The 21,441-nt window shown below is 67.9% G+C and carries 35 protein-coding genes; 1 reads left to right on the top strand and 34 read right to left on the bottom strand.

Annotation, left to right across the window (positions count from 1 at the left end):
- Positions 1–67: 67 nt before the first annotated feature.
- From rplQ to Q0812_RS12410, 32 genes are all read right to left on the bottom strand, one after another.
- Positions 68–484, bottom strand: a complete 417-nt coding sequence (gene rplQ, locus Q0812_RS12565) for a 50S ribosomal protein L17 (RefSeq protein WP_302110694.1) — start codon at positions 482–484, stop codon at positions 68–70.
- 231 nt (positions 485–715) lie between these two features.
- Positions 716–1,732: a DNA-directed RNA polymerase subunit alpha gene (locus Q0812_RS12560; protein ID WP_302110693.1), complete on the bottom strand. Its 1,017-nt coding sequence runs from the start codon at positions 1,730–1,732 to the stop codon at positions 716–718.
- 86 nt (positions 1,733–1,818) lie between these two features.
- Positions 1,819–2,208 (bottom strand): 30S ribosomal protein S11, encoded by a 390-nt coding sequence (gene rpsK / locus Q0812_RS12555; RefSeq protein WP_302110692.1) that lies wholly within the window; start codon positions 2,206–2,208, stop codon positions 1,819–1,821.
- Positions 2,209–2,226: 18 nt separating this feature from the next.
- A complete protein-coding gene (rpsM, locus tag Q0812_RS12550) occupies positions 2,227–2,595 on the bottom strand; it encodes a 30S ribosomal protein S13 (protein ID WP_302110691.1) in 369 nt (122 codons plus the stop codon).
- 118 nt (positions 2,596–2,713) lie between these two features.
- A complete protein-coding gene (locus Q0812_RS12545; protein WP_302110690.1) occupies positions 2,714–3,280 on the bottom strand; it encodes an adenylate kinase in 567 nt (188 codons plus the stop codon).
- Complete coding sequence (gene secY, locus Q0812_RS12540; protein WP_302110689.1) at positions 3,277–4,641, bottom strand: preprotein translocase subunit SecY; 1,365 nt, start codon at positions 4,639–4,641, stop codon at positions 3,277–3,279. Before secY ends, Q0812_RS12545 begins: the two co-directional genes overlap by 4 nt.
- Before the next feature lie 81 nt (positions 4,642–4,722).
- Positions 4,723–5,205: a 50S ribosomal protein L15 gene (rplO, locus tag Q0812_RS12535; protein WP_302110688.1), complete on the bottom strand. Its 483-nt coding sequence runs from the start codon at positions 5,203–5,205 to the stop codon at positions 4,723–4,725.
- Between the two features lie 73 nt (positions 5,206–5,278).
- Complete coding sequence (rpmD, locus tag Q0812_RS12530; protein WP_302110687.1) at positions 5,279–5,473, bottom strand: 50S ribosomal protein L30; 195 nt, start codon at positions 5,471–5,473, stop codon at positions 5,279–5,281.
- A gap of 11 nt (positions 5,474–5,484) precedes the next feature.
- Entirely contained in the window at positions 5,485–6,087 is a 603-nt protein-coding gene (gene rpsE, locus Q0812_RS12525) for a 30S ribosomal protein S5 (RefSeq protein WP_302110686.1), read from the bottom strand.
- Between the two features lie 11 nt (positions 6,088–6,098).
- Positions 6,099–6,455 (bottom strand): 50S ribosomal protein L18, encoded by a 357-nt coding sequence (gene rplR / locus Q0812_RS12520; protein WP_302110685.1) that lies wholly within the window; start codon positions 6,453–6,455, stop codon positions 6,099–6,101.
- 3 nt (positions 6,456–6,458) lie between these two features.
- Positions 6,459–6,992: a 50S ribosomal protein L6 gene (rplF, locus tag Q0812_RS12515; RefSeq protein WP_302110684.1), complete on the bottom strand. Its 534-nt coding sequence runs from the start codon at positions 6,990–6,992 to the stop codon at positions 6,459–6,461.
- Between the two features lie 21 nt (positions 6,993–7,013).
- Positions 7,014–7,412, bottom strand: a complete 399-nt coding sequence (rpsH, locus tag Q0812_RS12510) for a 30S ribosomal protein S8 (RefSeq protein ID WP_302110683.1) — start codon at positions 7,410–7,412, stop codon at positions 7,014–7,016.
- A gap of 10 nt (positions 7,413–7,422) precedes the next feature.
- Entirely contained in the window at positions 7,423–7,728 is a 306-nt protein-coding gene (gene rpsN, locus Q0812_RS12505) for a 30S ribosomal protein S14 (RefSeq protein ID WP_302110682.1), read from the bottom strand.
- A gap of 16 nt (positions 7,729–7,744) precedes the next feature.
- Positions 7,745–8,302 carry a 50S ribosomal protein L5 gene (gene rplE, locus Q0812_RS12500; protein ID WP_302110681.1) on the bottom strand — a complete coding sequence of 186 codons (558 nt, stop codon included), beginning with the start codon at positions 8,300–8,302 and terminating at the stop codon, positions 7,745–7,747.
- The gene (gene rplX / locus Q0812_RS12495) at positions 8,295–8,609 is read right to left on the bottom strand and encodes a 50S ribosomal protein L24 (RefSeq protein ID WP_302110680.1); all 315 of its coding nucleotides are present in this window, start codon (positions 8,607–8,609) and stop codon (positions 8,295–8,297) included. The genes rplE and rplX overlap by 8 nt, the downstream gene beginning before the upstream one ends.
- Positions 8,609–8,977: a 50S ribosomal protein L14 gene (gene rplN / locus Q0812_RS12490; RefSeq protein ID WP_302110679.1), complete on the bottom strand. Its 369-nt coding sequence runs from the start codon at positions 8,975–8,977 to the stop codon at positions 8,609–8,611. Before rplN ends, rplX begins: the two co-directional genes overlap by 1 nt.
- 18 nt (positions 8,978–8,995) lie before the next feature.
- Positions 8,996–9,247: a 30S ribosomal protein S17 gene (rpsQ, locus tag Q0812_RS12485; RefSeq protein ID WP_302110678.1), complete on the bottom strand. Its 252-nt coding sequence runs from the start codon at positions 9,245–9,247 to the stop codon at positions 8,996–8,998.
- A gap of 10 nt (positions 9,248–9,257) precedes the next feature.
- The gene (rpmC, locus tag Q0812_RS12480) at positions 9,258–9,452 is read right to left on the bottom strand and encodes a 50S ribosomal protein L29 (RefSeq protein ID WP_302110677.1); all 195 of its coding nucleotides are present in this window, start codon (positions 9,450–9,452) and stop codon (positions 9,258–9,260) included.
- A gap of 14 nt (positions 9,453–9,466) precedes the next feature.
- A complete protein-coding gene (gene rplP, locus Q0812_RS12475) occupies positions 9,467–9,898 on the bottom strand; it encodes a 50S ribosomal protein L16 (protein ID WP_302110676.1) in 432 nt (143 codons plus the stop codon).
- A 5-nt stretch (positions 9,899–9,903) separates the two neighbouring features.
- Entirely contained in the window at positions 9,904–10,653 is a 750-nt protein-coding gene (rpsC, locus tag Q0812_RS12470) for a 30S ribosomal protein S3 (RefSeq protein ID WP_302110675.1), read from the bottom strand.
- Complete coding sequence (gene rplV, locus Q0812_RS12465; RefSeq protein WP_302110674.1) at positions 10,653–11,033, bottom strand: 50S ribosomal protein L22; 381 nt, start codon at positions 11,031–11,033, stop codon at positions 10,653–10,655. Before rplV ends, rpsC begins: the two co-directional genes overlap by 1 nt.
- 4 nt (positions 11,034–11,037) lie before the next feature.
- On the bottom strand, positions 11,038–11,316 hold the full coding sequence (gene rpsS / locus Q0812_RS12460) for a 30S ribosomal protein S19 (protein WP_302110673.1): 279 nt from the start codon (positions 11,314–11,316) through the stop codon (positions 11,038–11,040).
- A 2-nt stretch (positions 11,317–11,318) separates the two neighbouring features.
- Entirely contained in the window at positions 11,319–12,155 is an 837-nt protein-coding gene (rplB, locus tag Q0812_RS12455; RefSeq protein WP_302110672.1) for a 50S ribosomal protein L2, read from the bottom strand.
- Between the two features lie 4 nt (positions 12,156–12,159).
- Positions 12,160–12,474 (bottom strand): 50S ribosomal protein L23, encoded by a 315-nt coding sequence (locus Q0812_RS12450; RefSeq protein WP_302110671.1) that lies wholly within the window; start codon positions 12,472–12,474, stop codon positions 12,160–12,162.
- Positions 12,474–13,112 carry a 50S ribosomal protein L4 gene (rplD, locus tag Q0812_RS12445; protein ID WP_302110670.1) on the bottom strand — a complete coding sequence of 213 codons (639 nt, stop codon included), beginning with the start codon at positions 13,110–13,112 and terminating at the stop codon, positions 12,474–12,476. Before rplD ends, Q0812_RS12450 begins: the two co-directional genes overlap by 1 nt.
- The gene (gene rplC, locus Q0812_RS12440; RefSeq protein ID WP_302110669.1) at positions 13,109–13,888 is read right to left on the bottom strand and encodes a 50S ribosomal protein L3; all 780 of its coding nucleotides are present in this window, start codon (positions 13,886–13,888) and stop codon (positions 13,109–13,111) included. Before rplC ends, rplD begins: the two co-directional genes overlap by 4 nt.
- 13 nt (positions 13,889–13,901) lie before the next feature.
- Positions 13,902–14,210, bottom strand: a complete 309-nt coding sequence (gene rpsJ / locus Q0812_RS12435; protein ID WP_302110668.1) for a 30S ribosomal protein S10 — start codon at positions 14,208–14,210, stop codon at positions 13,902–13,904.
- 292 nt (positions 14,211–14,502) lie between these two features.
- Positions 14,503–15,402, bottom strand: coding sequence for an SMP-30/gluconolactonase/LRE family protein (locus Q0812_RS12430; protein ID WP_302110667.1), 900 nt, complete (start codon positions 15,400–15,402; stop codon positions 14,503–14,505).
- Between the two features lie 74 nt (positions 15,403–15,476).
- Complete coding sequence (locus Q0812_RS12425) at positions 15,477–16,328, bottom strand: hypothetical protein (RefSeq protein ID WP_302110666.1); 852 nt, start codon at positions 16,326–16,328, stop codon at positions 15,477–15,479.
- Between the two features lie 56 nt (positions 16,329–16,384).
- Positions 16,385–17,245 carry a GIN domain-containing protein gene (locus Q0812_RS12420; RefSeq protein ID WP_302110665.1) on the bottom strand — a complete coding sequence of 287 codons (861 nt, stop codon included), beginning with the start codon at positions 17,243–17,245 and terminating at the stop codon, positions 16,385–16,387.
- A 97-nt stretch (positions 17,246–17,342) separates the two neighbouring features.
- The gene (locus Q0812_RS12415) at positions 17,343–18,269 is read right to left on the bottom strand and encodes a cupin-like domain-containing protein (protein WP_302110664.1); all 927 of its coding nucleotides are present in this window, start codon (positions 18,267–18,269) and stop codon (positions 17,343–17,345) included.
- Positions 18,266–19,369 carry a GNAT family N-acetyltransferase gene (locus Q0812_RS12410; protein ID WP_302110663.1) on the bottom strand — a complete coding sequence of 368 codons (1,104 nt, stop codon included), beginning with the start codon at positions 19,367–19,369 and terminating at the stop codon, positions 18,266–18,268. The genes Q0812_RS12415 and Q0812_RS12410 overlap by 4 nt, the downstream gene beginning before the upstream one ends.
- A gap of 139 nt (positions 19,370–19,508) precedes the next feature.
- Here Q0812_RS12410 and Q0812_RS12405 point away from each other — a divergent pair, with 139 nt between their 5' ends.
- Entirely contained in the window at positions 19,509–19,688 is a 180-nt protein-coding gene (locus tag Q0812_RS12405) for a hypothetical protein (protein ID WP_302110662.1), read from the top strand.
- Here Q0812_RS12405 and Q0812_RS12400 read toward each other — a convergent pair.
- Together Q0812_RS12400 and Q0812_RS12395 are read right to left on the bottom strand one after the other, a co-directional pair.
- On the bottom strand, positions 19,681–21,177 hold the full coding sequence (locus Q0812_RS12400) for an adenosine deaminase family protein (RefSeq protein WP_302110661.1): 1,497 nt from the start codon (positions 21,175–21,177) through the stop codon (positions 19,681–19,683). The two genes, Q0812_RS12405 and Q0812_RS12400, sit on opposite strands and share 8 nt — an antisense overlap.
- Positions 21,178–21,324: 147 nt before the next feature.
- Positions 21,325–21,441, bottom strand: a 117-nt coding sequence (locus tag Q0812_RS12395; RefSeq protein ID WP_302109217.1) for an EF-Tu C-terminal domain-related protein, incomplete at its 5' end; no start/stop codon positions are given.

Below are 21,441 nucleotides of genomic sequence, written 5' to 3'. Positions count from 1 at the left end.
CGCCCAAGAAGAAAGGCGGCCGGATCGCTCCGGCCGCCTTCGCAAATGTCTCTTCGTCTGGGACGGCCTATTCGTCGGCGAAGGCCGGGGCCTCGACCGGGCCGGAGTCCTGGCCCTTGGCGCTCTCGTCGCGGTCGACGAACTCGATGACCGCCACCGGAGCGTTGTCGCCGTGGCGGAAGCCGGCCTTCATGATGCGGATGTAGCCGCCGTTGCGCTCGGCGTAGCGGGGGCCGATCACGTCGAACAGCTTGCCCACCTGGGCCACGTCACGCACGCGGCTGATGGCGATGCGGCGGCTGTGCAGGTCGCCCTTCTTGGCCAGGGTCACCAGCTTCTCGACGAAGGGGCGCAGCTCCTTGGCCTTGGGCAGGGTCGTGGTGATCTGCTCGTGCTTGATCAGCGAGGCGGCCATGTTGGCGAACATGGCGGTGCGGTGGGCCGTGGTGCGGCCGAGTTTGCGGTGCGCATTACCGTGGCGCATGTCAGTCGTCTCCAAAAACAGGCTCGGACGCGAAGGCCGCACGCCGGAATGGCGCGGGCCCGGCCCGAACGTCGACCCTCGGATGAGGGCCGATCCCGGAGAGACAAGGTCTTGGGTCTTTCCCGCCGGGGAGGCCGCGCCGCTTTCGAAACGCCGCCTCTATAAAAAGGCGAAAGGCCGGGACGCGCCTTGCGTCCCGGCCTTTGCGGACCCTGATTACAGCCCCAGGGATCAGATCTGGTCGTCGAACTTCTTGGCCAGATCGTCGATGTTCTCCGGCGGCCAGTTCGGCACGTCCATGCCCAGCGACAGGCCCATGGAGGCCAGGACCTCCTTGATTTCGTTCAGAGACTTGCGGCCGAAGTTCGGGGTCCGCAGCATCTCGTTCTCGGACTTCTGGATCAGGTCGCCGATATAGACGATGTTGTCGTTCTTCAGGCAGTTGGCCGAACGGACCGACAGCTCCAGCTCGTCCACCTTCTTCAGCAGGGCCGGGTTGAACGGCAGCTCCGGCTTGCCTTCGTCGGCGACGGGCTGCTTGGGCTCTTCGAAGGTGATGAACATCTGCAGCTGGTCCTGCAGGATGCGGGCGGCGTAGGCCACGGCGTCCACCGGCGCCACGGCGCCGTTGGTCTCCACTTCCATGATCAGCTTGTCATAGTCGAGCGACTGGCCCTGACGGGTCGGCTCGACGCGATAGGCCACGCGCTTGACCGGCGAGTAGAGGGCGTCGACCGAGATCATGCCGATCGGGGCGTCCTCGGGACGGTTCATCTCGGCCGGGACATAGCCCTTGCCGTTGGCGATGGTCAGCTCCATGCGGATGGAGGCGCCGTCGTCCAGCGTGCAGATCACGTGATCCGGATTCAGAACCTCGATGTCGGCCGTGGCCTCGATCTGGCTGGCGGTGACCGGTCCGGGGCCGGTGGCGCGCAGGGTCACGCGCTTGGGGCCCTCGGCGTGCATGCGCAGCGCCAGCTGCTTGATGTTCAGGACGATGTCCACGACGTCCTCGCGGACGCCTTCCATCGACGAGAACTCATGCACCACGCCGTCGATCTGGATGCCCGTGACGGCCGCGCCCTGCAGCGACGACAGCAGCACGCGTCGCAGCGCGTTGCCCAGCGTCACGCCGAAGCCCCGCTCCAGCGGCTCGGCGACCAGACGCGCCTTGCGCTGCGGGTCGGAGCCAGGCTCGACCTGGGGCTTCTCGGGACGGATGAGCTCTTGCCAGTTTCTTTCGATCATGTGTCCCTCAAACGGGTTTCGCCGGCCGGGTCGCCCGGGTCATGCCCAGACGGCCACCGGCCGGCGCAGAAAATCGCGATCGGGTATTAGACCCGACGGCGCTTGGGCGGGCGGCAGCCGTTGTGCGGGATCGGCGTCACGTCGCGGATGGTGGTGATGGTCATCCCCACCGACTGCAGCGCGCGCAGAGCCGACTCGCGGCCCGAACCGGGGCCCGAAACGTTTACTTCCAGGGTGCGGACGCCGTGCTCCATGGCCTTGCGGCCAGCGTCTTCGGCGGCCATCTGGGCGGCGTAGGGCGTCGACTTACGCGACCCCTTGAAGCCCATCATGCCGGCGCTGGACCAGGAGATGGCGTTCCCCTGAGCGTCGGTGATCGTCACCATGGTGTTGTTGAACGAGGCGTTCACATGCGCCACGCCCGAGGTGATGTTCTTGCGCTCGCGCTTCTTAACGCGCGCCGGCTCCTTGGCCATGTGTCGAAGACCCCTAGCTTACTTCTTCTTGCCGGCGATCGGCTTGGCCGGGCCCTTGCGGGTCCGGGCGTTGGTGTGGGTGCGCTGACCCCGCACGGGCAGGCCCTTGCGGTGACGCAGGCCGCGATAGCAGGCCAGGTCCATCAGGCGCTTGATGTTCATCGAAGTTTCGCGACGCAGATCGCCCTCGACGGTGAAGTCGCGGTCGATGGTCTCGCGGATCTGCAACACCTCGGCGTCGGTCAGTTCGTTGACGCGACGCGACTGGTCGATGCCGACCTTGTTCAGGATGTCCTGGGCCGAGCGCGAGCCGATCCCATGGATGTATTGCAGCGCGATGAGCACGCGCTTGTTGGTCGGAATGTTGACGCCAGCGATACGAGCCACGAGTTCTCTCTGCCTTAGAATACGCATGACGGACGCCAACAGGCCCCGGCTGTTGAAAAGCCCGGCCTGTCGCGCCCTTTCGCGGAAGCGGTCCCTTATAGGGAAGGAATCGCTTCCGTCAACGATTATCAATGGCCTGGGCGATGGCTCGAGCCACCGCTTCGACCGAGCCCATGCCGTCCACCTCGGCCAGCTTGCCCTGCCCCTCGTAGTAAGGGATGAGCGGGGCCGTCTGGTCGGCGTAAGCCTTGAGTCGGACCTTGAAGCTTTCCGGATTGTCGTCCGAGCGCCCCATGTCAGCGAACCGCTGGGTGATGCGGTCCAGAAGCGCGGCCTCGTCGACCCTCAGGCGGATCACGCGGTCCACCTGCTTTCCGCGTCCGGCGAGCAGGACATCCAGCGCCTTGGCCTGGGCCAGGGTGCGTGGAAAGCCGTCGAAGATCGCGCCGCCGCAGGCCTCGGCCTCGTCCAGCCGGCTCTCAATCAGGGCGATGACCACTTCGTCGGGGACCAGTTCGCCCCGGTCGATGATGCCCTTGCAGGTCAGACCCAGTTCGCTGCCCGAGGCGATGGCCGCGCGCAGCATGTCGCCGGTGGACAGCTGGATCATGCCCCGCTCCTCCACCAGACGCTTGGCCTGGGTGCCCTTCCCCGCGCCGGGCGGGCCGAAGAGGATCAGGTTCATCGGGCCGGGCCCCGGCCGCCGCGGCCGCGCAGCTTGGCCTTCTTGATGAGGCCCTCGTACTGGTGCGCCAGCAGGTGCGACTGGATCTGGGCGACGGTATCCATGGTCACGGACACGACGATCAGGATCGAGGTGCCGCCGAAGGCCAGGCCCAGGCCGTAGTCAGCCATGAACCACTCGGGGATCAGACAGACCGCGGTGATGTAGACCGCGCCCAGCGCCGTCAGGCGGGTCAGCACGTAATCCAGATATTCGGCCGTGCGCTTGCCCGGCCGGATGCCCGGCAGGAAGCCGCCGTACTTCCTCAGGTTCTCGGCCGTCTCCTCGGGATTGAAGACGATCGAGGTGTAGAAGAAGCAGAAGAAGATGATCAGCAGGCCGTACAGCACCATGAAGGTGGGCTGGCCGTGCTGCAGCTGCTGGGTCACCGTCGGCAGCCAGTCCATCCAGGACGGAATGCGCTCGGGGTTCGCGGCCAGGAAGGACGACACCGTCGCCGGCAGCAGCAGCAGGGACGAGGCGAAGATCGGCGGAATGACGCCGGCGGTGTTCACCTTCAGCGGCAGGAACGACCGGTCGCCGCCCACCATGCTCGCGCCCTGCTGACGCTTGGGGTACTGGATCAGGAGACGGCGCTGGGCGCGCTCCATGAAGACGATGAAGCCGATGACCGCGATGGCCATCGCGATGATCAGGAAGAAGCTGAAGGCCGCGATCTGGCCTTCACGCGTCAGCTCCAGCAGACGGCTCATGGTGCCCGGCAGCACGGCCACGATGCCGGCGAAGATGATCAGGCTGATGCCGTTGCCGACGCCGCGGCTGGTCACCTGCTCACCCAGCCACATCAGGAACATGGTCCCGCCCGTGAGCGTCACGACCGTCGAAATCAGGAAGAACGGCCCCGGATCCAGGGCCAGGCCGCCGTTCTGCAGACCGACGGCGATGCCGAAGGCCTGACCCAGGGCCAGGAAGACCGTCAGGTAACGGGTGTACTGGTTCAGCTGCTTGCGGCCGGCTTCGCCGCCTTCCTTCTTCAGCTTTTCCCACGGCGGATAGACCGCGCCCAACAGCTGCACGATGATCGACGCCGAGATGTAGGGCATCACGTTCAGGGCGAAGATGGCCATGCGCTCGACGGCGCCGCCCGAGAACATGTTGAACATGCCCAGGATGCCCTGGCTCTGACCCTCGAAGGCCTGAGCGAAGGCGGCCGTGTCCAGCCCCGGAATGGGGATGTAGGTGCCCATCCGATAGATGATCAGGGCGCCCAGCGTGAAAAGCAGGCGCTTGTGCAGCTCGGTCGCCCGTTGGAACGAGCCGAAGTTCAGATTGGCTGCGAGTTGTTCAGCGGCCGAAGCCATTCAAAGACCCCCGAATACGGATAAGGTCATCAGATAGTCGAAGGGCGGCCCCGATGCGAGGCCGCCCCTGACGGTTTCGTATCAGGCGGCGGCCTGATCGTCCGCAGGTCGCTGAAGCGTGACCTTGCCCCCGGCGGCCTCCACCGCCTTCACCGCGGCGGCCGAGGCCGACCAGACGGTGATGTCCAGCTTCGACTTCAGCTCGCCCTGGGCCAGCAGACGCACGCCGTCCTTGGCGCGGCGGATGACGCCCGCGGCGACCAGCGCCTCGGCGCTGATGGGCTTCTTGGCGTCGAGCTTCTTGGCCTCGATGGCCTTCTCGATGCGCCACAGGTTCACTTCGACCAGCTTCTTGGCGAAGGGATTGTTGAAGCCGCGCTTGGGCATGCGCATGTGCAGCGGCATCTGGCCGCCTTCGAAGCCGAGCAGGCTGACGCCGGTGCGGGACTTCTGGCCCTTGACGCCGCGGCCGGCGGTCTTGCCCTTGCCCGAGCCCGGGCCACGGCCGACGCGCATACGGTTCTTGGTCGAACCTTCGTTGTCGCGGATTTCGTTCAGCTTCATCTGCCTGATCCTTTCGGGTTCTTGCGCCGGGCGGAGCGCCCGACTCGGCTGTTAGGGTTTGGGGCGAAGGCGCTTAGCCCTCGACCACCTCGACCATGTGGGCGACCTTGGCCACCATGCCGCGCACGGCCGGAGTGTCCTCCAGCGTCGCAACGCGGCCGACGCGGTTCAGGCCCAGGCCCACGAGGGTGGCGCGCTGATCCGACTTGCGGCGGATCGGGCTGCCGGTCTGCTTGACGGTGATGGTCTTCTTTTTCTTCTCGGCCATGATCTGTCCCCTTACGCCTCGACCGAGTCGGGCGAGGAGGCGCCGTCGTTGCGGCGGCCCATGATGTCGGCGACCTTCTTGCCGCGCTTGTTGGCGATCTGGCGCGGCGAGGACTGGACCTTCAGCGCCTCGAACGTCGCGCGGACCATGTTGTACGGGTTCGACGAACCCGACGACTTGCCCACCACGTCCTGGACGCCCAGGGTTTCCAGCACGGCGCGCATCGGGCCGCCGGCGATGACGCCGGTGCCGGCCGGAGCGGCGCGCATCATCACCTTGCCCGCGCCCCAGCGGCCTTCGCCGTCGTGGTGCAGGGTGCGGCTCTCGCGCAGAGGCACGCGGATCATCGACTTCTTGGCTTCCTCGGTCGCCTTGCGGATGGCTTCCGGCACTTCGCGCGCCTTGCCATGACCGAAGCCGACGCGGCCCTTCTGGTCGCCGACGACCATCAGAGCGGCGAAGCTGAAGCGACGGCCGCCCTTCACGGTGGCGGCGACGCGGTTGATGTGGACCAGCTTCTCGACGAATTCGGATTCGACTTCCGGAGCGTTGCCGCGGTTGTCACGACGATCCCGGCGATCGCCGCCGCCGCCACGTTGGGGGTCACGAGCCATTTCCAGGATCCTCAGAAGTTCAGGCCGGCTTCACGCGCGGCGTCCGCCAGCGCCTTCACCCGGCCGTGATACAGATAACCGCCGCGGTCGAAGACCACGTCCTTGACGCCCTTTTCCATGGCGCGCTCGGCGACCAGCTTGCCCACCGCCTCGGCGGCGGCGCGGTCCGAGCCCTTGGAGCCCTTGCCGCCTTCCAGCGACGAGGCCGAGGCCAGGGTGACGCCCTGGGCGTCGTCGATGACCTGGGCGTAGATGTTCTTGGACGAGCGGAAGACCGACAGCCGCACGCGGCCGTTGCCCATCGCCTTGAGGCGACGGCGGTTGCGCTCGGCGCGCCGCTTGGTGATGTCGCGAGGAGAAAGAGCCATGGCTTACTTCTTCTTGCCTTCCTTGCGGCGAACCTGTTCGCCGGCGTAGCGCACACCCTTGCCCTTGTAGGGCTCGGGCGGACGCAGCTTGCGGATGCGGGCGGCGGTCTCGCCGACCAGCTGTTTGTCGACGCCGCTGATCTTGATCTCGGTCTGCTTCGGCGTGGCGAAGGTGATGCCCGCCGGAGCCGGCACGTCGACCTCGTGGCTGAAGCCCAGCTGCATGGACAGGGCCGTGCCCTTCATGGCGGCGCGATAGCCCACGCCGACCAGCTCGAGCGTCTGCTCGAAGCCCTGGCTGACGCCCTGGACCATGTTGGCCACCAGGGTGCGCGACAGGCCCCACATGGCGCGGGCGCGCTGGCTGTCTTCACGCGGCGTCAGGCGCAGCTCGCCGCCGTCCTGAGCCACCTGGATTTCCTCGGGCACCGTCCAGGACAGGGCGCCCTTGGGGCCCTTCACCGAAACGGTCTGGCCTTCGAGGGTGACGTTCACCCCCTGGGGCAGTGCGACCGGAGACTTGCCGATACGAGACATCTGTTCCTTCCCTCCCCGCGCTTAGTAGACGCGGCAGAGAACTTCGCCACCGACGTTGGCGTCGCGGGCGGCGTTGTCGGACATCACGCCCTTGGGCGTGGACAGGATCGAGATCCCGAGGCCGTTCTTGACCGGCTTCAGGTCCTTGATCGACGAATAGACGCGGCGTCCGGGCTTCGACACGCGGCTGATCTCGGCGATCACCGGCTGGTCGTCGAAGTACTTCAGCTCGATCGAGAACTGCGGGAATTCACCCGGGTTCTGAACCAGGCTGAAGCCACGGATATAGCCCTCGTCCTGCAGCACCTGCAGCACGCGCTCACGCAGCTTGGACGCGGGCGTCAGCACCGTCGAACGCTTGCGGGCCGCCGCGTTCTTGATGCGGGCGATCATGTCGCTGAGGGGATCGTTCATGCTCATGCTTCGGTCCTCACCAGCTCGACTTGGTCATGCCGGGGATCTGCCCGTTCGAGGCCAGGTCACGCAGGGCGATGCGGCTCATCTTGAGCTTGCGGTAAAAGGCGCGCGGACGGCCCGTCACCTCGCAGCGGTTGCGAATGCGCGAGGGCGCGCTGTTGCGCGGCAGCTCGGCCAGCTTCAGGCGCGCCTCGAAGCGCTCCTCCAGCGGGCGGCTGTCGTCGTTCGCGATCGCCTTCAGGGCGGCGCGCTTATCGGCGTACTGCGCGACGAGACGCTTGACCATCTCGTTGCGGTTTACGGCGCTCTTCTTAGCCATTGTCTCTTCCCTCCCGTCAGTTCGTGAACGGGAACTGGAACTGACGCAGAAGCTCGCGGGCTTCGTCGTCGGTCTTGGCGGTGGTGGCCACGATGATGTCCATGCCCCAGATCTGGTCGATCTGGTCATAGTTGATCTCGGGGAACACCAGGTGCTCCTTCAGGCCCATGGCGTAGTTGCCACGGCCGTCGAACGAGGTGGGCTTCAGACCCCGGAAGTCTTTCACCCGCGGCAGGGCGATGGTGATCAGACGATCCAGGAACTCGTACATGCGCTCGCGGCGAAGCGTGACCTTGGCGCCCACGACCATGCCTTCGCGCAGCTTGAAGCCGGCGATGGAGTTGCGGGCCTTGGTGCCGATCGGCTTCTGGCCGGCGATCAGCGCCAGGTCCTTCATGGCGGCGGCGGCCTTCTTGGAGTCGGCCACGGCCTCGCCGATGCCCATGTTCAGGACGATCTTGTCCAGCTTGGGCACCTGCATCTCGTTCGTGTAGCCGAACTTCTCGCGCATCGCGGCGCGGATGCGCTCGCGGTACTCGGTCTTCAGCCGGGGTTCGTAGGCGGCGTCAGCCATTGACGACGTCTCCCGTGGTCTTGGCGAAGCGCACCTTCTTGTCGCCGTCCATGCGGAAGCCCACGCGAGTGGCCTTACCGTTGGCGTCGACCAGGGCCACGTTCGAGACGTGGATGGACGCTTCCTTGTTGACGATGCCGCCCTGAGGGTTCGCCTGCGAGGGACGGGTGTGGCGTTGGACGACGTTGACGCCGTCAACGATGAGGCGGCCTTCGGCCGGCATCACGCGCTTGACTTCGCCCTGGCGGCCCTTGTCGCGGCCGGCCAGGACGACGACGCGGTCGCCCTTCTTGATCTTCGCGGCCATCAGATGACCTCCGGAGCCAGGGACACGATCTTCATGTGGTTCTTCGCGCGCAGTTCGCGCGGCACCGGGCCGAAGATGCGCGTGCCGATGGGCTCGCTCTGCTTGTTGACGATGACGGCGGCGTTCTTGTCGAAGCGGATCACCGAGCCGTCCTTTCGCTGGATGTCCTTGGACGTGCGCACGACGATGGCGCGCAGCACGTCGCCCTTCTTCACGCGGCCGCGCGGAATGGCTTCCTTCACGGAGACGACGATGACGTCCCCCACCGAGGCGTAGCGGCGCTTGGCGCCGCCCAACACCTTGATGCACATGACCCGGCGCGCGCCCGAATTATCGGCGACGTCCAGGTTAGTCTGCATCTGGATCATGGATCAGACCTTCCTGACTTACTGAGCCTGAGCCTGGGCGTCCTTGGGCAGGACCTCCCAACGCTTCAGCTTCGACTTGGGGGCGCACTCCACGATCCGGGCGAGATCGCCGGCCTTGTACGAGTTGGTCTCGTCGTGCGCGTGATACTTCTTCGAACGGCGGACCGTCTTCTTGAACAGGGGGTGCAGCAGGGTGCGCTCGACCTTGACCACCACGGTCTTGTCGCCCTTGTCCGAGACGACCACGCCTTCAAGGATACGCTTGGGCATCGATCTCTCCTCAGGCCGGGCGCTGCTGGCGTTGCAGCGTGGCGATGCGGGCGATGGTCTTGCGGACCTCGGCCACGCGGTGGGTCTTTTCCATTTGGCCCGTGGCCGCCTGGAAGCGCAGGTTGAACTGCTCCTTCTTCAGCTTCAGGAGCTCTTCCTGCAGCTGGTCGGGCGTCATGGCCCTAAGGTCGCTGATCTTGGTCATCGGCGATCCCCTTCTCAGTGCTCGACCGCGACGCCGGCGTCGAGCCGGGTCACGACCTTGGTGCGGACGGGCAGCTTGGCGGCGCCCAGGCGCAGGGCCTCGCGGGCGACGTCGTCCGGCACGCCGTCGATTTCAAACATGATGCGGCCCGGGGCCACGCGAGCGGCCCAGTAGTCCACCGAGCCCTTGCCCGAGCCCATGCGCACTTCGGCCGGCTTGCCCGTCACGGGCAGGTCCGGGAAGATGCGGATCCACACCCGGCCCTGACGCTTCATCTGGCGGGTGATCGCGCGGCGGGCCGCTTCGATCTGGCGCGCCGTGATGCGCTCAGGCTCCATGGACTTCAGGCCGTACGAGCCGAAGTTCAGCGAGAAGCCGCCCTTGGCCGTGCCGTGGATGCGGCCCTTGAAGGCCTTGCGGTACTTGGTCTTCTTCGGTTGCAGCATCTGACTTAGCCTTCACGTCCGGGGCGGTCGCGGCGCGGACCGCGCGGACCACGGTCGCCGCGGCCTTCGTTCGACGAGGGACCGGAAGCTTCCTGGGCCCAGCGCTTGTCCTGAGCCATGGGGTCGTGCTCCAGCACCTCACCCTTGAACACCCACACCTTCACGCCGATGACGCCGTAGGTGGTGCGCGCTTCGATGAAGCCGAAGTCGATGTCGGCGCGCAGGGTGTGCAGCGGCACGCGGCCTTCGCGATACCATTCCATGCGGGCGATCTCGGCGCCGCCGAGGCGGCCCGAAACGTTGATGCGCACGCCCTTGGCGCCCAGGCGGATGGCCGACTGCATGGCGCGCTTCATGGCCCGGCGGAAGGCCACGCGGCGCTCCAGCTGCTGGGCGATGTTCTCAGCGATCAGCTGGGCGTCAGTCTCGGGCTTGCGGACTTCAACGAGGTTCAGGAACACCTCGCCTTCGGTCATGGCCGCGACATCCTTGCGCAGCTTGTCGATGTCGGCGCCCTTCTTGCCGATCACCACGCCCGGACGGGCGGCGTAGATGGTGATGCGGCACTTCTTGTGCGGACGCTCGATGATGATGCGCGACACGCCGGCGCCCGACAGGCGCTCCTTCAGCCACGCGCGCAGCTTCAGGTCCTGGTGCAGCAGACGCGCATAGTCCTTGTCGCCGGCGAACCAGCGGCTGTCCCAGGTGCGGTTGACGCCGAGCCGCAGCCCGACCGGATTGACCTTCTGTCCCATTACGCAGCCTCGCCCAGTTCGCGGACCACGATGGTGATCTCGGAGAACGGCTTTTCGATGCGCGACGCCCGACCGCGAGCCCGCGGCGAGAAGCGCTTCATCACCAGATTCTTGCCCACGAAGGCCTCGGCCACGACCAGGGAGTCGATGTCGAGGTTGTGGTTGTTCTCGGCGTTGGAGATGGCCGAGTAGAGCGCCTTGCGCACCGCGCCGGCGATCCGCTTGTGGCTGAACTCCAGCTCGTTCAGCGCGCGCTGCACCGGCAGGCCGCGGATCGACTGGGCCACCAGGTTCAGCTTGCGCGGGCTGGTGCGCAGGTTGACCACCTTCGCCCGAGCCTCGGCGGCGCCAACGCGCCGGGGATTGGAAGCCTTGCTCATCTGCTTACTTCCTCTTCGCCTTCTTGTCGGCCGCGTGGCCGGGGAAGGAGCGGGTCGGCGCGAACTCGCCGAACTTCATGCCGACCATGTCTTCGCTGACCATCACCGGCACATGCTTGCGGCCGTTGTGGACGCCGAAGGTCAGGCCGACGAACTGCGGCAGGATGGTCGAACGACGCGACCAGGTCTTGATCACGTCCTTGCGGCCGGACGTCTGAGCGGTCTCCGCCTTCTTCAGCAGATAGCCGTCGACGAACGGACCTTTCCAGGAGGAACGGGCCATGGTTAGCGCGCCTTCTTCACGTGACGGCTACGGATGATGAACTTATCCGTCGCCTTGTTCTTGCGGGTCTTGCGGCCCTTGGTCGGGACGCCCCACGGGGTGACCGGGTGGCGGCCGCCCGAGGTGCGGCCTTCGCCGCCGCCGTGCGGGTGATCGATCGGATTCATGGCCACGCCGCGGACGTGCGGGCGGAAGCCCATGTGACGCTTGCGGCCGGCCTTGCCCAGGTTCTGGTTCATGTGGTCGGGGTTCGAGACCGCGCCCACCGTGGCCATGCAGCCGTCCAGCACCGTGCGCAGCTCGCCCGAGCCGAGACGGATCTGGGCGTAACCGCCGTCGCGGCCGACCAGCTGGGCGTAAGCGCCGGCCGAGCGGGCCAGCTGGCCGCCCTTGCCCGGCTTCATCTCCACGTTGTGGATGATGGTGCCCACCGGCATGGAGCGCAGCGGCATGGCGTTGCCCGGCTTCACGTCGGTCTTCTCGGCGGCGATCACCTGGTCGCCGGCCTTGAGGCGCTGCGGAGCCAGGATGTAGGCCTTCTCGCCGTCGGCGTAGTTCACCAGGGCGATGAAGGCCGAACGGTTGGGGTCGTACTCGAGACGCTCGACCGTACCGGCCACGTCGAACTTGCGACGCTTGAAGTCGATGATGCGGTAAAGGCGCTTGGCGCCGCCGCCGCGGAAGCGAACGGCCACGCGGCCGTTGCCGCCCCGGCCGCCCGACTTGGTCAGGCCCTCGACAAGGGTCTTCTCCGGACGGCCCTTGTGGAGCTCGGAGCGGTCGACCAGCACCAGGGCGCGGCGGCCCGGCGAGGTCGGATTGAAGGTCTTAAGCGCCATGGTCCTACAGCCCCGTGGTCACGTCGATCGACTGGCCCTCGGCCAGCGTCACGATGGCTTTCTTGACGTCGTTGCGGCGTCCCATGATGCCGCGGAACCGCTTGGTCTTGCCCTTGACGACCAGGGTGTTGACCTTGGTCACCTGGACGCTGAACAGCGCCTCGACGGCGGCCGCGATCTCGTCCTTGGTGGCGTCATGGGCGACGCGGAAGACGACCTTGTTCTGCTCGGACAGCAGGGTCGACTTTTCCGTGATCACCGGCGCCAGGACGGCGTCGTAGTGACGGGCGGTGGGTTGAGCCTTCTTGGCGGCGGCCATCACGCGGCCTCCTTCTCAGAGAAGCGGGCTTCGATCGCTTCGACAGCGGCCTTGGTCAGGACCAGCTTCTGGCGACGCAGCACGTCGTAGACGTTCAGGCCGGCGTTCGGCAGCACGTCCACCAGCGGGATGTTGCGGGCCGCCAGACCGACGTTGGCGTCCACTTCCGGCCCGGCGATGACCAGGGCGTTGGTGACGCCCAGCTTGCCGAAGGTCTCGCGCAGGGCGGCCGTCTTGGCTTCCTTGACCGACAGGCTGTCGACCACGATCAGGTCGCCGGCCTTGGCCTTGGAGCTCAGGGCGTGACGCAGAGCCAGAGCGCGGACCTTCTTGGGAAGGTCGAAGCCGTGGTCGCGGACCACCGGGCCGAAGGCGCGCGAACCGCCCACGAACTGGGGCGCGCGGCGCGAGCCGTGACGGGCGCCGCCGGTGCCCTTCTGCTTGTACATCTTCTTGCCGGTGCGAGAGTTCTCGTTCCGGGTCTGGACCTTGTGCGTGCCGGCGCGGCGCTTGGCCAGCTGCCAGTTGACCATGCGCGACAGGATGTCGGCGCGGATCTCCTCGATGCCGAAGACGGCGTCGGACAGCTCGATCTGGCCGGCGGACTTGCCGTCCAGCTTGGTGACTTCGATCTTCATTGCTCCTCACCCCCGTTGGAGGCTTCGGCGGCGGGCTGCTCAGCCTCGACCTGATCGGTCTGGGGCTGCTCGGCCGCGGCGGCCTTGCCGCGAGCGCGGAAGGCGCCCGGACGCGGCGCGTCCTTGGACGGGGCCTTCACGGCGTCAAAAATCTTCACATAGCCGCCCTCGGCGCCCGGAACCGCGCCCTTCAGCATGATCAGGCCGCGCTCGGCGTCGATGCGGAAGACGGTCAGGTTCTGCTGGGTGACGGTCTCGACCCCGTAGTGGCCGGCCATCTTCTTGCCCGGGAAGGTGCGGCCCGGATCCTGGCGGTTGCCGGTCGAACCGTGCGAGCGGTGCGAGACGGACACGCCGTGGGTGGCGCGCAGGCCGCCGAAGTTCCAGCGCTTCATGGCGCCGGCGAAGCCCTTACCGATGGTCACGCCCTGGACGTCGACCTTCTGGCCTTCCAGGAAGTGGTCGGCGGTCAGCTCGGCGCCCACGTCGATGAGGTTGTCCTCGCTGACGCGGAACTCGGTGACATAGCGCTTGGGCTCGACCTCGGCCTTGCCGAAGACGCCGCGCTCGGCCTTGGTGGTGTTCTTCGCCTTCTTGGCGCCGGCCCCCAGCTGCAGGGCGACGTAGCCGTCACGGTCCTGGGTGCGCTGACCCACCACCTGACAGCCGTCCAGGCTCAGCACGGTGACCGGCACATGAGAGCCGTCGTCCGCGAAGAACCGGGTCATGCCCAGCTTTTTGGCGATCACGCCCGTACGTTGCGCAGATTGGCGCATCGGATCCCGCCTCTTAAATCTTGATCTCGACGTCCACGCCGGCGGACAGGTCGAGCTTCATCAGCGCGTCCACGGTCTGCGGGGTGGGGTCGACGATGTCGAGCACGCGCTTGTGCGTGCGGATTTCGAACTGCTCGCGCGACTTCTTGTCGACGTGCGGCGAACGGTTCACGGTGAACTTTTCGATCAGCGTAGGCAGCGGGATGGGCCCGCGGACCTGCGCGCCGGTGCGCTTGGCCGTGTTGACGATTTCGCGCGTGGAATGGTCCAGGACGCGGTGATCGAAGGCCTTGAGCCGGATGCGGATGTTCTGACGATCCATACGCTCGTGTTTCCTAGCAGCGGCGGAACCGCGTCCCCTGAACCATTTCAAAGACCGACGTCCTTGAGCCCGTGAGCTCTCAGACACGCGGTGATCCGCAAAAACGACAGGCCCGCGCGAACGCCGCGTGGGCCCAAAAATCCGGGTACGCTGGAAAGACCAACAACTCGGCGCTTTTACGGACCGCGTCTGCCCCCAATCGGGAGGACTGGGCGCACAGCCGGTCCAGCAAGAGGCGCGCTTATGACCGTCGATTCCGTTTCCGTCAAGGGCGGAAGTGTGGCCGAAAGGCTTATCGGCTGGGCGGCGGAACGCCTTCGTTCAGGATGCGGTGGGCGGTCACGGTCCCGGGGCTAAGGTTGGGGACGATCAGGACGTCGCCCACGCGGACGAAGTCGTTCTGGTAGATCTGCGGCTCCTGGCGGCGATCCAGGATCATGCGGCGATCACCCCGGCCCGATATGTGGAACAGGCGGCCCGGCCACTCGCCGACGATGTAGCCGCCGTCCTGGGTCGGAACCACGCCGTCCCCGTCGCCCACCCCCACGGCCAGCAGGCCGATGGCCCGCGTGCCCCAGTCCATGGTCAGGACGACGCCCTGCATCGTGACGATGACCAGCCGCTCAGGCTCGGGCAGCAGGCCGTTGATGGCCGACAGGCGCGGATCAAGCGCCCATATCTCGACACGCGACGTCCCGCCCCGCTCCTGAAGCGCATAGATGCGCGAGCCGCCGGAGTCCGAGGCCAGGATGGTCCCGTCGGGCGCCACGGCCGCGTCGTTCAGGAAGGTCGCGCCCTCCGCCTGGTGACGGGCCACGATGCGGCCCGCGACGGCGTCGATCTCGACGATCTTGTCGATGTCGGTGACGAACAGCCGCCCGTCCCGCAGGGCCATGCCCTTGGGCGCATCGAGGCCGGTGATCCACTCGCGCTCGATCATCCGGCCGTCGGGCGCAACACGCGAGATGAAGCCGTTGCCGTCGCGGTCGCCGCCCTCCCCGCCCACATTGCTGACATAGAGCTCGCGGCCATCCGCCGAAGGCAGCACACTCTCGGGGCTGTCGAAGCCCTCCAACGTCCACAGCGGCTCCAGCGACAACTGCGGCGGCGAAGGGTCCACGGCGCCGGCCGTCGCCTCAGAAGCGCTGAAGGCCAGCAGGACCAGGGCGGCGGCGGCCACGGGTCGGATCACGGTCGGCTCCTCCATTTTCCCGCAACATGAGGGCGTGATCGGTACGGCGGGTCAATGACCGCGCTTGCGCCAGACTAGCGCACGCCGAGGCTCACGGGCGTGAAGCGGCAAACACCCAGGTCGCATTCCCTTGAGCGAAGCAGCGCGGCCGGCGTCGTCGCGATGTCCACCGCCAGCACCTCGTCCTCTTGCGCTCGATAGGCCTCGTGCAGGCCGCCGCGCGTCAGGAACACGATCACGTTGGCCACGCGGCTGTCGCTGTCGCAACGGTACGGCGGCTTGACGAACCAGTCGCGCGCGTCGTCGCCGTCCAGGTCCGGAACCGAAAAGACCTCCACCCGCGGCGTGTACTCGGTGCAATCCGACGCCAGGCTCTGCACCAGGCCCGACAACTCGGAGGGGTGGGTCTCGGCCATGGGCGGGAAGCCGCCCTCCATCAGCACGGTCCCCTGCGCGCTGGGCCGCTCCGCCCAACGGTCGGCGGCAGGGTCCCAGGCGAAGGCGAAGCGGCACTCCATCACGCCCGCCCCGCCGCAGTGGGTGCCGTGAACCTCGATCTCGAGGCGCCGCTCCCCTGCCCGGTCCACGACAGCCAGCTCGCGCACCTGGTTCTCGAAGACGAGCACCGGCCCAGCCTCGGTCCCGCGATAGAGCTTCTGCAGACAGCCGCCCGTGCCGCACCAGACGCTGAGCCCCGCCTCGCCATAGTCCACGCGCCAGTCGGGGACGCCGTCCTTGTCGAGGTTTACGCGGGTGATCATGCTCGGCGGCACGCGCGTGACCTGGGGCCTGCGGTCCTCGGGCGGCAGGTCGATGTCGTCGTTCAGCTCGGTCAGCACCGCCGCCTGGATAAGCGAAGGGGCCCGCGCCGCAGCGCAGGCCCCCAGGCCGAGACTCAGCATCAGGACGAGGGCCGCGCGCCGCATCTAGTCATCTCCGTCGGCGGAGATGAAACGGCGCGATACGACCCTGCGCAAGGGCCTCAGCGGCGTCCGACGATCACATCTCCGGAACCCATGACGCGGCGCGTGACGCTGCCGGCCGAGGCCACGCGCACGTCGCCTGAGCCGATGATGTTGGCGTTCAGCGACTGGGCCGCCCCGTCCAGGATCACGTCGCCCGAACCGGCGATGGCCACACTGACGGTGGTGGCGCGACCGCCGGCCACCCTCACGTCACCCGAGCCGGCGATCGATGCGTCCAGGGACCCGTCCATCGAGGTCACATGCAGGTCGCCGGAGCCGGCGATGTTGGCCTCCACGCTGCGGGTCGCCGCCGTACGCACGTCGCCAGACCCGGCGATGTTGACGTTCAGCTCGCCCGAGGTTCCGGCCGCCACGTCGCCGGAGCCGGCGATCGAGACCGACAGGCGCTGCTGGACATTGCCCACGGTCCAGTCACCGCAACCGGCGGAGCCCAGGTCCAGGGTGTTGGTGCGGCCGACAGCGCCCCAAACGGCGCCCCCAGCCCGCACCCTAGCGTCCATGGGCGTGCGGATAGTGACCAGGGGCGCTTCGGTCAGCGGCACCTCGCCGATGCCCCGAACGTCGACCCGCACGTCGGCGGTGGGCTCGGCGGGCGACATGATGCTGTCGCGGCGGCTTTCACAGTTTTGGATGCGGCGATCCAGACCGCCGTCGACGATGACGTCGTCGCCCTGACGACGCACTTCCAGAGTCGGCAGACGGCCGCCGCCGCCCGAAACCTCGACGGCGATGTCGGCGCGGTTCTCGGGGATGACCACGACGCGGGCGACCGCGTCCTTAATGCGGACTTCGCTGGCCTGGGCCGCGCCTGCCGCGCCGATCAGCGCCGCCGAGGCCAGTAGAGCACGAACGATCATGGGGAAGCCTCCTCCAGTTGGTGAAGGCAACATCCGCCCAGGGACCGGTCATGTCACTTTAAAAGGAGGTCATGAACTCCTTTTCAGGAACCGGCTTTCAGAGCGCCTTGGCTCCGTCGGGCGCTGTGGCGTCCGGCTCGAAGCTGCGCTCGAAATCGGCCAGCCGGCTCTTGGCCACTCCGGCCCGCCGCAGCGCCACTGACGCCGCCCAGCGGGCCGCCAGGCCGGGCGTCGAGACACGGTCCGTCGGAACAGGAGTGAGTCCCCGCGCCCGCATGACGCCGTGGGTGAACAAGGCGCCGTTGCGCCAGCGCGAGCCCCAGGTCTGGAAGTCCATCGACAGGGACACGTTGAACTCCCCCAGGTTCTCCACCCGGTGCGGCGCATAGAGCGGCCAGGTCAGGGCCTGTCCCGGCTCCAGATCCACCACCACGGCGTCGGCGTCGAAGGCGCGGCTGTAGGGGATTTCCTCGGTGGTCTGACGCATGACCACCTGCTCCATGGCGGTCTCGGGCAGGTGAGCCTCGTCGCCCGGATAGACCCACAGGCGCTTGCGCCCCCTCAGATGCCAAAGGACCACGCCCGCGGCGTCGAAATGATAGGGCACCTTGGCCTGGGGCGACGACAGGATCAGCTGCCCCGACAGCTTTCTCGGCTTCAGGCCCGGAAAAGCGGCGAAGATCGTCGGCGCCGCGCGCTCCACCTCGGCCCACAGCTCCGGCGCCCCGCGCTCCACCTCGCGCAGATTGACCCACAGGCGGCCCTGCTTGATGGCCGACAGCAGCTCGGCGCCCGAGGCGCGCCCGCGCGCGCCGGTGCGCAAGGATACCTGCCCCTCGGCGTCGTAGTCGTACAGGTTGATGTCGAACAGCTCGGCTGGGTAGGCGTCCAGCAGCGCGGCCAGTCGCGCGTCCTCGGCCCAGCCCCGGCTGGCGATGTCGTGCGCAAACACGCGCGGCTCCCGGATCGCCCCCTGATAGCGGGTGCGGCTCACGGTCAGGCTGTCGATCAGGGCGTCGCTCATGCGGACCTCGAGGCGTTGATCTTGAAGGCGGCGGCGTAGGCGGCGGCGGCGGCCCCTCGCGCCAGGCCCAGGGGCGAGGTTTCGCAGGCCTCCACCACGGCCCAGCGGCGCCGGGCGCTGGCGGCCAGCCGGTGTCGGGGCGCGGGGCTCGCCCCGGCCTGGGCGCGGGTGATCCCGGCGCCCACCGTCGTTCCGGCGTTGACGAAGTACTTCTTGTAGAACCCGTCCTCGCTGCCGAAGTCGAACCAGCTGCGGCCCATCTCGCTGGCCAGGCGGATGGTGTCCCAGGTCAAAAGGATGCCGGGGGACGAGCGCCGCAGCGCCTGGTCGTAGACCGGGAACCAGAAATGATAGCGGTCGTCCGCGTGCAGGGCGTATTCCAGCGCCGCGATGCGGTCCCCGGCGTAGAGCACGGCGATCGAGGCGCCGAAATCCCCCTCGTCCTGGCAGGCCATCAGCGCCCGCAGCAGATCCACGGTCCAGCCGCAGCGGAATATGTCGTGCAGGCGCGACTGGCGCAGTTGCGCGCTTTTCTGCGCCACGATCTGGTCCAGCAGCTCGGGTTCGCGGCGGCCGATGGCGCAGACCACCTCCCCGCCCGCATCCGCGGCCAGGGCGCGACGGGACCGTTCCTTGTCCTTGAAGAACTTGCCGAAGGCCGCATAGCGGTCGGCGCGATAGGCCTCCCAGCCGTCCGGCGCGGCGGCCGCCACGTTCTCGACCGGCTCCAGCCCCGTCCGATCTCCGACCCAGGCGGTGACGGCGGCCGAGCGCGACTTCAAAAGGCCCGGCAGCGCGCTGACCGGCACGTTCACCTCCGGCGCGGCGATGACCCCGTGATAGTCGGCCATGGGCGCGGCCAGCGGCAGGGCGCGCCCGCCGCGGCGCTGGAAGGGATAATAGCCCAGCACCTCGCCGCCCCGGTGCAGGATCGCCACCTCGGCGCCCGGGGCCGCCTCCCCCGCGATGCGCGTAAAGGCCGGATGGAAATAGGGCGAGGCCAGCTCAGGTCGCGCCTGCTGGAACGCGCGCCAGCGGCGGCGATCCTCCAGCGTCAGCTGGTCGGGCGCGACGATCTCAGCCTGGATGGGCTGGGTCATGGGCAGGCGGTCTCCGGCGATCTTGGTCCCGAAGACTAGCCGCCGCCGCTTTCGGCACGGTTTAGCGAGGTGGTGAACGGAACCTTGCCGGATCGGCCGCGGGCTCTTGGGCGTTCATGAGGCGAACAAGGAGCCCGTCATGCCCCGTCCCGACCTGCCCGACCGTCCCGACAACCGCGAAGTCGAGTACGAGGACCAGCGCACCCCCGCCCACGAGGGCGAGCCGCCCCGCCCCGCCTCAGAGCCGCGCGGCGCGCACCCAATCAAGCCGGACGAGACGATGACGGATCCGGCGACGGGGGAGTCCAGCCCTACCTGATGCCCCGCTCGGCCTCGAAGATCGCCAGCAGCCGCTCGTAGCGGTACTGCTCGCGGGCCTTGGCGTTGCTGTTGAGGAAGGCTTCGCAGTCGTCGGACCGAGCGCCGTCGCGCAGATCCGCCGCGCACTCCGGCCTGGGCCGTCGGTACTCGCCCGGGTCCAGCCACAGTCCCTCACCCGGCAGAAAACCGAAAGCGATGGCGTTGCGCGCCGAAGTCACCAGGTCGCGATACGTGGCGCCGGTGTCGCTGACGGCCCGCGCGTACTCGTGGCTCAGGTCGATGCGTGAAATCCCTGGGTCGTCGGTGGTGTAGATCACCGGCACGCCTGCCTGGCGGAGCCAGATGACCGGGTGCTCTTCCCCCTCAACGTTCAAGATCACGTCGTTTGAGGTCAGGTTTACCTCGACGGCGATGTCCTCGGCCGCCATGCGCGCCACCAGGGCATAGGCGTCTCTCTCATGCGGAATGGCGATGCCGTGGCCGATGCGCCGCGCGCCCGCCGCCACGGCCTCGGTCACGTGATCGTCGATGCTCAACGGCGTGGCGTAGTCCAGCGTCAGCTCCCCCGCGTGCAGCGAGGCGGCCAGGCCCTGCCGCGTGAAGTGGCTGAACATGGCCATATGCGTGTCGTAGTTGGCCAGTGCGTTCGGGTGGTCCTCGGGCGCCACCAGCTGCAACCCGACCCAGCGTGGATCGGCGGCGATCAGCGCCCGGCCCAGGGCCAGCTGGCCATAGGTCTGCTCAGGCGGGACAAGGCGGTTGGCCTGCACCAGATAGCGGACGGTGACCTGACAGCCGGCCATGGCCGCGCGCATGACGACCGCCGAGGCGCCCGCGTCGCACCGCAACAGCTCGCGCGCCCGCGCCTCCATGGCGTCGGTCTCGGCCCTGGCCGCCTCTACCAGCGCCGGCAGCGCCGGGGTCAGGGCCGCGTCCATGGCGCGGAAGTCCTCGTTCCAGCCCGCCGCCGTACCGGCCCGCCGGGCCGCGCCGGACTGGGGCATCCACATCACCTCCAGATAGAAGGTGTTCTGCATCGCCAGGGTCTGCATCAGATCGGCCAGCATGTCGCCGCGCCGGGCGTCCGGCGTCGCGCCGAAGCGGTCGAAGGCGGTGAAGAACTGGTCGTGGCCGGTGCGGCCCGCGAAGCCGGGCCGCCGGGTCGACAGGCTGTCCATCATCTGGGCGCGCAGATCGGCGCTGATGCCCCGGGCCGAAACCAGGTCGCCCTCCGGCTGGCAGGGCGGCGCCAGGGCCAGCCGCACGGTGTCGATGCACAGGCCGTCCTCGGCCGCCCACTCCAGATAGGTCTCGGGATACGGCGCGCCGGACAAATGGATGTGCACGTCCCCGCCCTTGGGCATGGCGCGGGTGAAGGCGGTCAGCTCGGCCCGGCTCATGGCCTGAAGGTCCGGCTCGGCGGCCAGGGCGACGCCCGCCGCCAAGGCGGCGGCCAGGCCCACGAAGCCGCCTATGATTCCCCGCATTCCGCCCCCCTCCAGCAACTCCGCCGCAAGGGTCATGAGACGGCGGGCCAAGGTCAAGCCGCCGCATAAGAAAAGCCCCCGGAGATCGCTCCCCGGGGGCTTCTATCCAGAGCCCTCCCCCGCGAGGGGGGAGGGAGAGTCCGGTCACTAGTCGATGATCTTGGCCACGACGCCGGCGCCGACGGTGCGGCCGCCTTCACGGATGGCGAAGCGCAGCTTCTCCTCCATGGCGATGGGCGTGATCAGCTCGACTTCCAGCTCGGC

Origin of the sequence: Peiella sedimenti, from assembly GCF_030504955.1 — a bacterium.
GTDB lineage: Bacteria > Pseudomonadota > Alphaproteobacteria > Caulobacterales > Caulobacteraceae > Brevundimonas > Brevundimonas sedimenti.
The sequence above is the reverse complement of the archived record's forward strand: the minus strand, read 5'-3'. Positions and strand labels throughout refer to the sequence as shown.

Coding starts and splice junctions, on each gene's coding strand:
- rplQ (WP_302110694.1), bottom strand. CDS start 484: ATGCGCCACGGTAATGCGCACCGCAAACTCGGCCGCACCACGGCCCAC.
- Q0812_RS12560 (WP_302110693.1), bottom strand. CDS start 1,732: ATGATCGAAAGAAACTGGCAAGAGCTCATCCGTCCCGAGAAGCCCCAG.
- rpsK (WP_302110692.1), bottom strand. CDS start 2,208: ATGGCCAAGGAGCCGGCGCGCGTTAAGAAGCGCGAGCGCAAGAACATC.
- Q0812_RS12545 (WP_302110690.1), bottom strand. CDS start 3,280: ATGAACCTGATCCTCTTCGGCCCGCCCGGCGCGGGGAAGGGCACCCAG.
- secY (WP_302110689.1), bottom strand. CDS start 4,641: ATGGCTTCGGCCGCTGAACAACTCGCAGCCAATCTGAACTTCGGCTCG.
- rplO (WP_302110688.1), bottom strand. CDS start 5,205: ATGAAGCTGAACGAAATCCGCGACAACGAAGGTTCGACCAAGAACCGT.
- rpmD (WP_302110687.1), bottom strand. CDS start 5,473: ATGGCCGAGAAGAAAAAGAAGACCATCACCGTCAAGCAGACCGGCAGC.
- rpsE (WP_302110686.1), bottom strand. CDS start 6,087: ATGGCTCGTGACCCCCAACGTGGCGGCGGCGGCGATCGCCGGGATCGT.
- rplR (WP_302110685.1), bottom strand. CDS start 6,455: ATGGCTCTTTCTCCTCGCGACATCACCAAGCGGCGCGCCGAGCGCAAC.
- rplF (WP_302110684.1), bottom strand. CDS start 6,992: ATGTCTCGTATCGGCAAGTCTCCGGTCGCACTGCCCCAGGGGGTGAAC.
- rpsH (WP_302110683.1), bottom strand. CDS start 7,412: ATGAGCATGAACGATCCCCTCAGCGACATGATCGCCCGCATCAAGAAC.
- rpsN (WP_302110682.1), bottom strand. CDS start 7,728: ATGGCTAAGAAGAGCGCCGTAAACCGCAACGAGATGGTCAAGCGTCTC.
- rplE (WP_302110681.1), bottom strand. CDS start 8,302: ATGGCTGACGCCGCCTACGAACCCCGGCTGAAGACCGAGTACCGCGAG.
- rplX (WP_302110680.1), bottom strand. CDS start 8,609: ATGGCCGCGAAGATCAAGAAGGGCGACCGCGTCGTCGTCCTGGCCGGC.
- rplN (WP_302110679.1), bottom strand. CDS start 8,977: ATGATCCAGATGCAGACTAACCTGGACGTCGCCGATAATTCGGGCGCG.
- rpsQ (WP_302110678.1), bottom strand. CDS start 9,247: ATGCCCAAGCGTATCCTTGAAGGCGTGGTCGTCTCGGACAAGGGCGAC.
- rpmC (WP_302110677.1), bottom strand. CDS start 9,452: ATGACCAAGATCAGCGACCTTAGGGCCATGACGCCCGACCAGCTGCAG.
- rplP (WP_302110676.1), bottom strand. CDS start 9,898: ATGCTGCAACCGAAGAAGACCAAGTACCGCAAGGCCTTCAAGGGCCGC.
- rpsC (WP_302110675.1), bottom strand. CDS start 10,653: ATGGGACAGAAGGTCAATCCGGTCGGGCTGCGGCTCGGCGTCAACCGC.
- rplV (WP_302110674.1), bottom strand. CDS start 11,033: ATGAGCAAGGCTTCCAATCCCCGGCGCGTTGGCGCCGCCGAGGCTCGG.
- rpsS (WP_302110673.1), bottom strand. CDS start 11,316: ATGGCCCGTTCCTCCTGGAAAGGTCCGTTCGTCGACGGCTATCTGCTG.
- rplB (WP_302110672.1), bottom strand. CDS start 12,155: ATGGCGCTTAAGACCTTCAATCCGACCTCGCCGGGCCGCCGCGCCCTG.
- Q0812_RS12450 (WP_302110671.1), bottom strand. CDS start 12,474: ATGGCCGCCGCCAAGAAGGCTCAACCCACCGCCCGTCACTACGACGCC.
- rplD (WP_302110670.1), bottom strand. CDS start 13,112: ATGAAGATCGAAGTCACCAAGCTGGACGGCAAGTCCGCCGGCCAGATC.
- rplC (WP_302110669.1), bottom strand. CDS start 13,888: ATGCGCCAATCTGCGCAACGTACGGGCGTGATCGCCAAAAAGCTGGGC.
- rpsJ (WP_302110668.1), bottom strand. CDS start 14,210: ATGGATCGTCAGAACATCCGCATCCGGCTCAAGGCCTTCGATCACCGC.
- Q0812_RS12425 (WP_302110666.1), bottom strand. CDS start 16,328: ATGCGGCGCGCGGCCCTCGTCCTGATGCTGAGTCTCGGCCTGGGGGCC.
- Q0812_RS12420 (WP_302110665.1), bottom strand. CDS start 17,245: ATGATCGTTCGTGCTCTACTGGCCTCGGCGGCGCTGATCGGCGCGGCA.
- Q0812_RS12415 (WP_302110664.1), bottom strand. CDS start 18,269: ATGAGCGACGCCCTGATCGACAGCCTGACCGTGAGCCGCACCCGCTAT.
- Q0812_RS12410 (WP_302110663.1), bottom strand. CDS start 19,369: ATGACCCAGCCCATCCAGGCTGAGATCGTCGCGCCCGACCAGCTGACG.
- Q0812_RS12405 (WP_302110662.1), top strand. CDS start 19,509: ATGCCCCGTCCCGACCTGCCCGACCGTCCCGACAACCGCGAAGTCGAG.
- Q0812_RS12400 (WP_302110661.1), bottom strand. CDS start 21,177: ATGCGGGGAATCATAGGCGGCTTCGTGGGCCTGGCCGCCGCCTTGGCG.